Genomic DNA, 11,574 nt, shown 5'->3' with positions numbered 1-11,574 from the left:
AGATGGAACAGGCTCTAGCGAGCCTCTCTCGCAAAGGCAAATCCGATCGGCGCGCCGGCCGTGAACCTTTTCCGGCACATGAACGACAGATGAACACGCTGATCACGAAGCCTTCACGCAGCGTTCACTAGGTTGCACCTTAATAAGATGAAACCAAAATCCCATCTATCCGTTGTTAGGCGCAGGAGAACACGCACATGCTGATCTACATGCTCGCCACCGCAATGACCGTCGCCATGCTGATCGCCACCGTATTTGGGCTGCATCAGGAGGCGCAACGCATCCGCGTCAAGGCAAACACCAAGCGCTTCGAAGGCTTCGGCCCGCGCAAGCCATATCGTCACTACTGATAAAGCCTGAACTTGCTGCCGCGCCGGCCACCTGGCCGGCGTTGCTATGTCAAAACCCGGGTGCCGGACTTAGTCCGCACCCTCCGGACCGGCGTCAGGCGCCGGAGCGGCATCAGCACCGCCCTCGACCGTCTCATCGCTTTCTTCGTCCGCTTGCGGTTCCGAGATCCGCTCGACCGAAACCACCTTTTCGCCTTCAGCCGTGTTGAAGATGGTCACGCCCTTGGTGGCGCGGCTGGCGAAACGGATGCCGTTGACCGGAACCCGGATGACGGTGCCGCCGTCCGACACCAGCATGATCTGGTCGTCATTGCCGACCGGGAACGTCGCCACCAGCCTGCCAATCTCGGCTGCCTTCGACACATCGGTGGCGCGGATGCCTTTGCCGCCGCGTCCGGTCAGCCGGAAATCATAGGACGACGAACGCTTGCCGTAGCCGAACTCGGTGACCGTCAGTACGTACTGTTCGTGCGCCTTGAGCTCTTCGTATCGGTTGTCGGAAAGCTCCGTCTCCTCGCCGATCTCCTCATTGGTCAGCGCGATCTCTTCCTCTTCGCCGGTCGTTTCCGTGGCAAGCCGCCGCTCCGCCGCCGCGCGCTTCAGGTAAGCGGCGCGTTCCGCTGGCGAAGCATCGACATGCTCTATCACCGACATCGAGATGATGCGGTCGGTCTCGGCCATGGTTATGCCGCGCACACCGACCGAATTGCGGCTCTGGAAGACGCGCACGTCGCCGACGGAGAAGCGTATGCACTGGCCGGAACTGGCGGTCAGCAGCACGTCGTCCTTGTCGGTGCAGGTCTCGACGCCGAGGATCTCGTCGCCTTCTTCCTCCAGCTTCATGGCGATCTTGCCGTTGCGGTTGACCTGGACGAAGTCGGATAGATCGTTGCGGCGCACGGTGCCGCGCGTGGTGGCGAACATCACGTAAAGTTCGCCCCAGCTGGCCTCGTCCTCCGGCAGCGGCATGATGGTGGTGATGCGCTCGCCCTGCTCCAGCGCATGTTGATCAGCGCCTTGCCGCGTGACTGCGGATTGCCGATCGGCAGCCGCCAGACCTTTTCCTTGTAGACGATGCCGCGCGAGGAGAAGAACAGCACCGGCGTATGGGTGTTGGCCACGAACAGCCGGGTGACGAAATCCTCTTCCTTGGTCGACATGCCGGAGCGGCCCTTGCCGCCGCGACGCTGCGCCCGGTAGAGCGACAGCGGCACGCGCTTGATGTAGCCGGAATGGCTCACCGTCACGACCATGTCCTCGCGCTGGATCAGGTCCTCGTCTTCCATGTCCGAACCGCCGTCGGTGAGTTCGGTGCGGCGCGGCGTGCCGAACTCGTCGCGCACGGCAGCAAGCTCGTCCTTGACGATCTGCTGGACGCGCGCGCGGGACGACAAAATGTCCAGGTAATCGATGATTTCGGCGCCGATCGTGTTCAACTCGTCGGCGATCTCGTCGCGGCCGAGCGCGGTCAGGCGCTGCAGGCGCAGTTCGAGGATGGCGCGCGCCTGTTCCTCTGACAGATTGTAGGTGCCGTCTTCGTTGATCCGGTGACGCGGGTCATCGATCAGGAGGATCAGCGATTCCACGTCGCCAGAGGGCCAGCGCCGCTCCATCAACTGCTCACGCGCCGTCTGCGGATCCGGCGCGGTGCGGATCAGCTTGATGATCTCGTCGATGTTGGCGACTGCGATGGCGAGACCGACCAGCACATGGGCGCGGTCGCGCGCCTTGCGCAGCAGGAATTTCGTCCGCCTTGTGATCACCTCCTCACGGAAGGCGACGAACGCCTTCAGCATATCGGTCAGGTTCATCACTTCCGGCTTGCCGCCGTTCAGTGCCACCATATTGGCGCCGAAGGAGGTCTGCAGCGGCGTGAAGCGGTAGAGCTGGTTGAGGATGACGTCGGCAACGGCGTCGCGCTTCAACTCGATGACGACGCGGTAGCCCTGGCGGTCGCTCTCGTCGCGGATATCGGAAATGCCCTCGATGCGCTTGTCGCGCACCAGTTCAGCCATCTTCTCGATCATCGACGACTTGTTCACCTGGTAGGGAACCTCGGTGATGATGATCGACTCGCGGTCGTTGCCGCGCTGTTCGATGTTGACCTTGCCGCGCATGACGATGGAGCCACGGCCGGTCGAATAGGCGTTGTAGATGCCCGAACGGCCAAGCACGATGCCGCCGGTGGGGAAATCCGGTCCCGGAATGATCTCCATCAACGCCGGCAGGTCGATCGCCGGATTGTCGATGAGGGCGATGGCGCCGTTGCAGATTTCGCTGAGATTATGCGGTGGAATGTTGGTCGCCATGCCGACGGCGATGCCGCCCGAGCCGTTGACCAAAAGGTTGGGAAACCGTGCCGGCAGAACCTTCGGTTCGCTGCCCGACGCGTCGTAAGTGTCCTGGAAATCGACGGTATCCTTGTCGATATCCTCCAAAAGCTCGTGCGCGACCTTGGTCAGCCGCGCTTCCGTGTAGCGCATCGCCGCAGGCGGATCGCCGTCGATGGAGCCGAAATTGCCCTGCCCGTCGATCAACGGAACGCGCAGCGACCAGTCCTGTGCCATGCGCACCAAGGCGTCATAGATGGAGGCGTCGCCATGCGGATGGTATTTACCCATCACGTCGGCGACCGGACGCGCCGACTTCACATATTTGCGGTTCCAGTGGTAGCCGCTCTCATGGGCGGCGAAGAGAATGCGGCGATGCACCGGCTTCAGGCCGTCGCGCACGTCCGGCAGCGCACGGCTGACGATCACGCTCATAGCGTAATCGAGATAGGAGCGCTGCATCTCCTCGACGATGGATATCGGCTCGATGCCGGTGGGGCCGCCGTCGGCGCCGCGCGGTGTCTTCTGGTCGGTCAAATCGGATCACAATCTAATCAGGAATCACTTGGTGCTTATATAGGAAGCAAGCCCGAAACTCCAACCTTCACGGCACTTTTCCAGTGTCATTTTCGGTGGTAATTTCAAATGGATACCGCTGATTGCGACGATATGGCCAAGGCAGTTTTCGCCGCCCTGACGCAAAAGCCTGCGTGTCTGCCTTGGCGGGCACGGGGCCGATTCACGAAGCAGAAACGGCCCATGCGCCACGGCGGCTGCGATACTGGCCCGGCGTCTCCCCGATGATCCGCCGAAAACGACGATTGAAGGTCGACAGATCGTTGAAGCCTGCCTCGAAGGCGATCGCCGAGACCGCATCGTTCGACAGGCGTAGCCGCACCGCCGCCCTGTGCAATCGCGTCCTGAGCAGGAATTGGTAGGGCGTCATGCCCGCCACCTGCCGGAAGATGCGCAGGAAGTGATACGGACTGGTCGCCGTCTCATCGGCAAGTGCTGAAAGCGAGACCGGCCCATCGGCGTCCAGTTCGATCCGCCGCACTGCCTCGGCCACCCGTTTCTGATCGCGGCGGCTCGGCGCGCGCCCGACATGCGTAGCGCCAGAGGCTGTAGCCACGGCAGCACCGGCCAAGCGCAGGGAAAGTTCCTCGAAGGCGTCGATGTCGGCCATCTCGCGCGCGGTCTCCGCCTCGGCCAGGAGTGGCGCCAGTACCGGCAAAGGCGGCAGGCGCGCCGCCTTGAAAGCCAGCTTCCTGGTGCCCGGCACGCCAGCTGCGATTCGTTCCATGTAGGCCGGATCGAAATGGAACGAGAGGCAACGGTCGCCGCTGCCATGCTCGTGCCCGCATTCGTAACATGTGCCGGGATTGCCGAGCAGGAGCGCGCCGGGCGCCAGCATCGCCGTGCCTTGCTGGGCGCGGTAGCGAAACGTGCCGCTGGTGACCGCAGCGACGCAGAAATCCTGATGCGCTTCCTCGAACGGCCGGTCGCCGGCGCCGGCCGTGCAAATGACGTCCGTCACGTGCCAACCGGCTCCGAATGCGAGACTATGCGTGGTCGTCGTCATAGTCGAAATATAGCAATTTTTCCCAAGCTCAGAACCCCGTCACCGCCTACTCCTAACGGTCTCCTGACAAGAAGAGACCGCAGCCATGTTCGATCAATCCTCGTTTGCCGAAGCCCTGCATAGCTCCGGACCGATCGAAGGGCTTGCCGAAAAACTGAGCCTTTACGGCCGCTTCGTCGGCGCCTGGACGTTTGAGGCCTCGCGCCACCTCGAGGACGGCACTGTGCTGACAGGGCGTGGCGAGGTGCATTTCGGCTGGGTGCTGGAAGGCCGGGCGATCCAGGACGTGTGGATCCTGCCCGCGAGGGACGCCGGTCCATCGCCATCCTTGGGCACATGGACTTTTTACGGCACGACGCTGCGCGTCTATGATCCCGGCGCGGATGCCTGGCACATCTTCTGGAGCGACCCGCGCAACCAGTATTTCAGCCGCCAGCTCGGCCGCGCCGAGGGTGACACGATCGTGCAAGTGGGCGCCGACGACACCGGCAGCTCGGTACGCTGGAGCTTTTCACGCATCACCGAAAACTCCTTCCGCTGGCTGGGCGAACGCTCGCAAGACAATGGCGCGACATGGCGGCTGGAAGTCGAGTTCCTGGCGCGGCGAGCGGTTTGATCTCCGAGGATTGCAGCAGCCCAAAATAAAAGCGTCGCGATCCTTCGCGCTGCCCTCTGTCCCGCATCAACCACTTTCTCACGAACGGTTCCCACCGAACGGGCTTTGCTCTACCAATATTCTGGCACGGGCACAGCCCGGCGGGAGGGTCAGAGATGCCGAGTTTCGACAGCCTGTTCAACGCTTTCGTCACCATTCTCGTGACCATCGACCCGCCCGGCCTGGCGCCGCTGTTCCTCGCCGTGACGCGCGGCATGAACCGTGAGGAGCGCCAGCAGGTTTCGGTGCGCGCCTCGATCATCGGTTTCCTGGTGATGGCGCTGTTTGCGGTTGCCGGGGCCTCGATCCTGTCGGTGTTCGGCATAACGTTGCCGGCCTTCCGCGTCGCCGGCGGTTTCCTGCTGTTCTTCATCGCCTTCGAGATGGTGTTCGAGCGCCGGCAGGACCGCAAGGAGAAGATCGGCGACGTCGCCATCACCAAGGACATGATCCACAACATCGCCGCCTTCCCGCTGGCGATCCCACTGATCGCGGGCCCTGGTGCCATTTCGGCAACTGTGCTGCTCTCAGGTTCCTTTCAGGGCTTTGCGGCGCAGGCGGCGCTGGTCGGCATCATCTTCGTCTGCCTCGCCATCACCTATCTGGTGTTCGTGCTGTCGGAACGCATAGACCGCATCCTCGGCCAGACCGGCCGCTCGATTCTGACCCGTCTGCTTGGCGTCATCCTGGCGGCACTGGCTGTGCAATTCGTCGCCGACGGCATCAAGGCGCTGATAGCAGGCTGAGAGGCTGACGCGGCGAGAACCCGAAGCCGGTTCTATTTCGCCGTCGTGTCGATGACCTCGAAATCGTGGGTAATCGTGGCGGTCTTGGCCAGCATCGCGGAGGCCGAGCAATATTTTTCGATCGAAAGGTCGATCGCGCGTTTCACCTTGACGCTGGAGAGTGCCCTGCCCTTGACGACGAAATGCATGTGGATGCGGGTGAACACTCTTGGCTCGGTTTCGGCCCGCTCGGCATCAAGCTCGACCACGCAGTCCTCGACCGCCTCGCGGCCCTTTTCGAGGATATGCACGACATCATAGGCCGAACAGCCACCGGTGCCGATCAGCACCAGCTCCATCGGGCTTGGACCCGGCGTCCTGCCTTCCGGTCCGTGCGCTGTTCCGAGCACGACCTTGTGACCGCTACCGGATTCCCCGACGAAGGTGCGCTCCTCGACCCACTTTACGCGCGCTTTCACCCAACTCGTCCTCTCACCGTATTTCGTTGATCGGCCCGGTCAGCCTCAATCACGATGCAAAACCCCGAAAGTCCATGAACGACTCTCGGGGCACTGTGTCCGACATAACTGTTGCGATCAGAACGGGATTTCGTCATCCAATTCGCGCGACGAACCACCGCCGCCGCCGCTCTTGGCACCGCCGCCACCGCGATTGAAGCCTTCGCTCGGGCTGGACTGGCCGAAATCGGAACCACGGCTGCTGCCGCCACCGGTATAGCCGCCGACCTGACCGCCCTCGCCCTGTCCGCGTGCGTCGAGCATCTGCAGCTCACCGCGGAATTTCTGCAGAACGACTTCCGTCGTGTACTTGTCGGCACCGGTCTGGTCCTGCCATTTGCGCGTCTGCAACTGGCCCTCGACATAGACCTTCATGCCCTTCTTTAGATACTGCTCCGCCACCTTGGCGATGCCCTCATTGAAGATGACGACGTTGTGCCACTCGGTTTTTTCCTTGCGTTCGCCGGAATTCTTGTCGCGCCAGCTTTCCGATGTGGCGATGCGGATGTTGACGACCGGTTCACCCGAATTCAGACGACGGATTTCGGGATCCGCGCCGAGATTGCCGACCAGAATGACCTTGTTGACGCTACCCGCCATGATATTTCTCCGCGCTCATCCGAAACAAATTTTTGTCGCAGCACCTTACAGGCTGCAGGCGATCGCCGCTTGCCATGGCTGCCTTTACCCACAAGGTTTTTGTTCCCTTTTCGTTCTTATCCGCATCGCTGCTTATTGTCAAGGAATGGCAGCAACGCCGAAGCCGATCATATGGGCCTGAAAAGACCGCTTGCCAAATCAATAAGTATGCACTTATGCTTTTGGCATGATCGAAGCAGAGATTTTTCGCGCACTGGCCGACCCGACGCGCCGCGCCGTCTTTGAGCGGCTGGCCGCCGGCGAGATGAGCGTGTCGGAATTGCGCACCGGGATGACGGTGTCGCAGCCCGCGGTGTCGCAGCATCTGGCGGTGCTGCGTGGCGCCGGGCTGGTGGTCGAGCGGCGAGCCGGCCGCAACGCCTATTACCGCGCCGATCCGCAGGGGCTCGCCCCCTTGCTCTCCTGGATCGAACGCTACCGGACCTTCTGGCCGGAGCGCATCGAAAGGCTGAAGGCGGTTTTGAAGGACATGGATCAATGAAGAAGGCGGGATTAGCGGCCAACGACGGCCAAGGCGACGCCGCGGATGCGCTCGAGTTCGAGTACGAGCTTGCCGAGCCGCCGGAAAAGGTATGGCGGGCCCTGACCGTACCGGAATTGCTGGCCGCCTGGATGATGCCGAACGACATCAGCCCCGAGATCGGCAACCGTTTTGCCTTCGCCGGACCGGAAACGCCGGTCGAATGCGAAATCCTCGACGCCGAACCCGGGAAGCTGCTGCGCTATTCCTGGCGGGAGCAGCCGGGCGACGCAGCCAGGCAGGATCCGCTCGACAGTACCGTCACCTTCACACTTGCCCGAACCGTTTCCGGCGGCACGCATCTGCGCATTGTCCATGACGGCTTTGCCCGCAAGACCATGCCTGCCGTCGCCATGGCAGGCGCCGGCTGCCGGGTTTCGCTCGGTGCGAACAGGTCATCTAAGCCAATCGCCGCAAACACGCCTCGCCTCCTGCTTCGCGCGGCCTGAAAACAAAACGGACGGAGAGAGACAATGAGCGGTGTTGCCAGTCTGGTGCCGATGGTCATCGAGCAATCGAGCCGCGGCGAACGTGCCTTCGACATCTTTTCGCGGCTGCTGCGCGAGCGCATCATCTTCATCAACGGCGAGATCAACGACGACATCTCGGCGCTGGTCTGCGCGCAGCTTTTGTCGCTGGAATCGGACAATCCCGACAAGGAGATCTCGCTCTACATCAACTCGCCGGGCGGCGTGGTGACCAGCGGCTTCGCCATCTACGATACGATGCAATATATCAGCTGCCCGGTGTCCACCGTATGCATGGGCTTTGCCGCCTCGATGGGCTCGTTCCTGCTGATGGCAGGCACACCGGGGCGCCGGATTTCCCTGCCGAATGCCACTATCCTGCTGCATCAGCCGCTGGGTGGGTTCCAGGGCCAGGCATCCGACATCCAGCGCCATGCCGAGCGCATCGGCCGGACGAAACGGCACATGGCCGAACTTTACGCGCAGCATTGCGGCCGCAGCTATGAAGAGGTGGAACGCACGCTCGACCGCGACCACTTCATGACCGCCCGCGAGGCCCAGTCCTGGGGCATCGTCGACCATGTTTTCGACACGCGAAAGAAGGCGGCGTAAGCCAGGGCCGGATCGGAGACCGTCCGGCAGGTAGTCGAAGATTTGACGATGCCGGTCTGGTTCCATCGGCGGCGCGCCACTATAGTCCTGGGATGACCGACACTCATCAGTCCAGATCATTGCACCGCGTCATCGCCGTTGCAGCGCTCGCCATTGCGGGCCTCATCGGCGGCGCGGCACTTGCCGAAGACAGTTCGCCGTGGGCGCAAAAAGGCGCCCTGCCCGGCGTGACCGGCGACTACCGCATCGCCAAGCCGGCTCCCGAGCCGGACGATGCGCTGCCAGCCGTCGAGAACGGCACATTCAAGATCGGCGATACGGATGTCAGGATTTCCGGCAGCATCACCGTCGATGTCGGCGCCGGCTCGATCGGGCCGCCGCGCCACTGACAGTTCTGACGCGTGCTGCGCTGCGCCTGTCGCCAACAGACAGTCCGCACATGAAAACGGCCCCGCCGTGCCTTGGGCAAACGGACGGGGCCTTTTTGGATCTCAAATCCAATTTTACCGGGAGTGTACTGCCGGCGTTTGATTTCGGATGCACCGCGGCATTCAGCCGACGATCCGACTAGCAGTCTCTGATTTTTACGGGAGATGGCAGGTCACGGTTTGCCGGCTGGCGAAAACGCTGAACCCTGGCACTTATGCCTGCCTCGGCTCCAGTGACAACTGGAACCCTAGGGGACGATCCGGTGGCGTCATAGCTCCGCTCCTCTGTCCGTTGCGATTGTTTGTCAATTCGAAGCACACATCGCAAATGCCTGCGGCGTCTCGCAGGCCGCCTTTGGGCGGCGAGGCCATCGAAAGACGGCCGGCTTCGTTGACTGCTGGAGACTGCTCCCGTCAGCTGGTGGCGTCAACCATCAATAGCCGGTTACCGAAAAATGTGATCGCTAGGAGGTTACGTGCAGGTCAGTTTTTGCACAGCTTTGTCAGGAGCGTGTTCGGCCTTTGTTCTTTCCGCTTGCCCGTTCACGCGAAAGACGCTTAAACGCTCTCGTCGGGAATTGTGGCGTATCTCGACGTGGCGGCAAAACTACCTACATAGGGGATGGCCGGGAAAACCCGCCATTCCAGGAAATTCCAGATTCTGAGGCGGCGACCGGCTATGGCCGACCATAAATATCTTTCCATTCGCGGGGCGCGCGAACACAATCTGAAGAATGTCGATCTCGACTTGCCGCGTGACAGCCTGATTGTCATGACCGGCCTGTCGGGGTCCGGCAAGTCATCGCTGGCCTTCGACACGATCTATGCCGAGGGCCAGCGCCGCTACGTCGAAAGCCTGTCGGCCTACGCGCGGCAATTCCTTGAGATGATGCAGAAGCCTGACGTCGACCAGATCGACGGCCTGTCGCCCGCCATTTCCATCGAGCAGAAGACCACCTCGAAGAACCCGCGTTCAACGGTCGGCACCGTCACCGAGATCTACGACTACATGCGGCTCCTGTTCGCCCGCGTCGGCATCCCCTATTCGCCGGCCACCGGCCTGCCGATTGAGAGCCAGACGGTTTCGCAGATGGTCGACCGCGTGCTGGCGATCGAGGAAGGCACGCGCCTGTTCATCCTGGCGCCGATGGTGCGCGGCCGCAAAGGCGAGTACCGCAAGGAATTACTGGAACTGCAGAAGAAGGGCTTTCAACGCGTCAAGGTCGACGGCGTCTTCTATGAGATCGCCGACGTGCCGGCGCTGGACAAGAAGTACAAGCATGACCTCGACGTCGTCGTCGACCGCATCGTCGTGCGCGGCGATCTGGCGACGCGGCTTGCCGATTCCATCGAAACGGCGCTGAAGCTGGCCGATGGGCTGGCGGTCGCCGAATTCGCCGACAAGCCGCTCGATTCCAGCCAGACCGGCGAGGATTCGGTCAACAAGTCGAAGAACGAGACGCATGAGCGCATCCTGTTCTCGGAAAAGTTCGCTTGCCCGGTCTCCGGCTTCACCATTCCGGAAATCGAACCGCGCCTGTTCTCGTTCAACAACCCGTTCGGCGCCTGCCCGACCTGTGACGGTCTCGGCAGCCAGCGCGCCATCGATGGCAATCTGATCGTGCCGGACGAGAACATCTCGCTGCGCGACGGCGCCGTCAGCCCGTGGGCGAAATCGACTTCCCCCTATTACGCGCAAACGCTGGAAGCGCTGGGCAAGGCCTATGGCTTCAAGCTTGGCGACAAGTTCAAGGATTTGTCCGAAGAGGCCAAGGAAGCTATCCTGCACGGCACGGGTGAGCGCGAAATCACCTTCCAGTATGATGACGGCCTGCGCTCCTACAAGACCACCAAGACCTTTGAAGGCGTCATTCCCAATCTCGAGCGGCGCTGGAAAGAGACCGAATCCGCCTGGATGCGTGAAGAGATCGAGCGCTTCATGTCGGCCACGCCCTGCCCGGCCTGCAAGGGGTATCGGCTGAAGCCGGAGTCGCTGGCGGTGAAGATCGCAGGCAGACATATCGGCGAAGTCACCGAGCTTTCCATCCGCAAGGCCGACCAGTGGTTCACCGACCTGCCCGCGTCGCTCAACGACAAGCAGAACGAGATCGCGGTGCGGGTGCTCAAGGAGATCCGCGAGCGGCTGCGCTTCCTCAACGATGTCGGGCTCGACTACCTGACGCTGTCGCGCAATTCCGGCACGCTGTCAGGCGGCGAGAGCCAGCGCATCCGGCTGGCATCGCAGATCGGCTCCGGTCTCACGGGCGTGCTCTATGTGCTGGACGAGCCGTCGATCGGCCTGCATCAGCGCGACAATGCCCGCCTGCTCGATACGCTGAAGCACCTGCGCGATATCGGCAACACGGTGATCGTCGTCGAGCATGACGAGGACGCCATCCTGCATGCCGACTATGTCGTCGACATGGGTCCGGCCGCCGGCATCCATGGCGGCGAGATCATCGCCCAGGGCACCCCGCAGCAGGTAATGGCCAATCCCAATTCGATCACCGGCAAATATCTGTCCGGCGCGCTCGAAGTGGCGACGCCCGGCGTGCGGCGTGAAGCGAAGAAGAACCGCCGCCTGAAGATCGTCGGCGCGCGCGGCAACAATCTGAAGAACGTCACCGCCGAAATACCGCTCGGCACCTTCACCGCCGTCACCGGCGTGTCGGGCGGCGGCAAGTCGACCTTCCTGATCGAAACCCTGTTCAAGGCTGCCTCGCGCCG

At 62.2% G+C, this 11,574-nt stretch carries 11 protein-coding genes and 1 pseudogene (1 of these 12 running past the window's edge); 8 read left to right on the top strand and 4 right to left on the bottom strand.

What is annotated here, in order from left to right; genetic code table 11:
* The first annotated feature begins 197 nt into the window (after nucleotides 1-197).
* Complete coding sequence (locus EOC06_RS20845; RefSeq protein WP_081714296.1) at nucleotides 198-350, top strand: hypothetical protein; 153 nt, start codon at nucleotides 198-200, stop codon at nucleotides 348-350.
* 69 nt (nucleotides 351-419) lie between these two features.
* Here EOC06_RS20845 and gyrA read toward each other — a convergent pair.
* Nucleotides 420-3,217 (bottom strand): annotated as a pseudogene (gene gyrA / locus EOC06_RS20840) (DNA gyrase subunit A).
* A 202-nt stretch (nucleotides 3,218-3,419) separates the two neighbouring features.
* Nucleotides 3,420-4,262, bottom strand: a complete 843-nt coding sequence (locus tag EOC06_RS20835) for an AraC family transcriptional regulator (protein ID WP_127408951.1) — start codon at nucleotides 4,260-4,262, stop codon at nucleotides 3,420-3,422.
* An 85-nt stretch (nucleotides 4,263-4,347) separates the two neighbouring features.
* Between EOC06_RS20835 and EOC06_RS20830 the strand changes: the two genes are divergently transcribed.
* Both EOC06_RS20830 and EOC06_RS20825 read left to right on the top strand, forming a co-directional pair.
* Nucleotides 4,348-4,878 carry a hypothetical protein gene (locus EOC06_RS20830; protein WP_127269843.1) on the top strand — a complete coding sequence of 177 codons (531 nt, stop codon included), beginning with the start codon at nucleotides 4,348-4,350 and terminating at the stop codon, nucleotides 4,876-4,878.
* 155 nt (nucleotides 4,879-5,033) lie between these two features.
* Nucleotides 5,034-5,663: a MarC family protein gene (locus tag EOC06_RS20825; RefSeq protein WP_013531832.1), complete on the top strand. Its 630-nt coding sequence runs from the start codon at nucleotides 5,034-5,036 to the stop codon at nucleotides 5,661-5,663.
* A 32-nt stretch (nucleotides 5,664-5,695) separates the two neighbouring features.
* On the opposite strand, the gene EOC06_RS20820 is transcribed toward EOC06_RS20825, so the two are convergent.
* Nucleotides 5,696-6,121, bottom strand: a complete 426-nt coding sequence (locus EOC06_RS20820) for an OsmC family protein (RefSeq protein WP_127270746.1) — start codon at nucleotides 6,119-6,121, stop codon at nucleotides 5,696-5,698.
* Nucleotides 6,122-6,238: 117 nt separating this feature from the next.
* The gene (locus EOC06_RS20815) at nucleotides 6,239-6,760 is read right to left on the bottom strand and encodes a single-stranded DNA-binding protein (protein ID WP_127270744.1); all 522 of its coding nucleotides are present in this window, start codon (nucleotides 6,758-6,760) and stop codon (nucleotides 6,239-6,241) included.
* Between the two features lie 226 nt (nucleotides 6,761-6,986).
* Between EOC06_RS20815 and EOC06_RS20810 the strand changes: the two genes are divergently transcribed.
* The 5 genes from EOC06_RS20810 to uvrA all read left to right on the top strand — a co-directional run.
* Nucleotides 6,987-7,301 carry a helix-turn-helix transcriptional regulator gene (locus EOC06_RS20810; protein WP_013531836.1) on the top strand — a complete coding sequence of 105 codons (315 nt, stop codon included), beginning with the start codon at nucleotides 6,987-6,989 and terminating at the stop codon, nucleotides 7,299-7,301.
* The gene (locus EOC06_RS20805) at nucleotides 7,298-7,789 is read left to right on the top strand and encodes an SRPBCC domain-containing protein (protein ID WP_128308675.1); all 492 of its coding nucleotides are present in this window, start codon (nucleotides 7,298-7,300) and stop codon (nucleotides 7,787-7,789) included. Before EOC06_RS20810 ends, EOC06_RS20805 begins: the two co-directional genes overlap by 4 nt.
* 24 nt (nucleotides 7,790-7,813) lie before the next feature.
* On the top strand, nucleotides 7,814-8,419 hold the full coding sequence (locus tag EOC06_RS20800; protein WP_127270740.1) for an ATP-dependent Clp protease proteolytic subunit: 606 nt from the start codon (nucleotides 7,814-7,816) through the stop codon (nucleotides 8,417-8,419).
* Between the two features lie 92 nt (nucleotides 8,420-8,511).
* Nucleotides 8,512-8,808: a hypothetical protein gene (locus EOC06_RS20795; RefSeq protein ID WP_128308674.1), complete on the top strand. Its 297-nt coding sequence runs from the start codon at nucleotides 8,512-8,514 to the stop codon at nucleotides 8,806-8,808.
* Between the two features lie 718 nt (nucleotides 8,809-9,526).
* Nucleotides 9,527-11,574 carry part of the coding region annotated (gene uvrA / locus EOC06_RS20790; protein WP_128308673.1) for an excinuclease ABC subunit UvrA on the top strand (this coding region is incomplete at its 3' end). Its footprint extends 868 nt past the window's final position, so 2,048 of the 2,916 annotated nt are shown.

Origin of the sequence: Mesorhizobium sp. M7A.F.Ca.MR.362.00.0.0 (assembly GCF_004023175.1) — a bacterium.
Classification (GTDB): domain Bacteria; phylum Pseudomonadota; class Alphaproteobacteria; order Rhizobiales; family Rhizobiaceae; genus Mesorhizobium.
This window is presented reverse-complemented; position numbering and strand designations above follow the sequence as displayed.

Coding starts and splice junctions, on each gene's coding strand:
- EOC06_RS20825 (WP_013531832.1), top strand. CDS start 5,034: ATGCCGAGTTTCGACAGCCTGTTCAACGCTTTCGTCACCATTCTCGTG.
- EOC06_RS20830 (WP_127269843.1), top strand. CDS start 4,348: ATGTTCGATCAATCCTCGTTTGCCGAAGCCCTGCATAGCTCCGGACCG.
- EOC06_RS20845 (WP_081714296.1), top strand. CDS start 198: ATGCTGATCTACATGCTCGCCACCGCAATGACCGTCGCCATGCTGATC.
- EOC06_RS20810 (WP_013531836.1), top strand. CDS start 6,987: ATGATCGAAGCAGAGATTTTTCGCGCACTGGCCGACCCGACGCGCCGC.
- EOC06_RS20795 (WP_128308674.1), top strand. CDS start 8,512: ATGACCGACACTCATCAGTCCAGATCATTGCACCGCGTCATCGCCGTT.
- EOC06_RS20800 (WP_127270740.1), top strand. CDS start 7,814: ATGAGCGGTGTTGCCAGTCTGGTGCCGATGGTCATCGAGCAATCGAGC.
- EOC06_RS20835 (WP_127408951.1), bottom strand. CDS start 4,262: ATGACGACGACCACGCATAGTCTCGCATTCGGAGCCGGTTGGCACGTG.
- EOC06_RS20815 (WP_127270744.1), bottom strand. CDS start 6,760: ATGGCGGGTAGCGTCAACAAGGTCATTCTGGTCGGCAATCTCGGCGCG.
- EOC06_RS20805 (WP_128308675.1), top strand. CDS start 7,298: ATGAAGAAGGCGGGATTAGCGGCCAACGACGGCCAAGGCGACGCCGCG.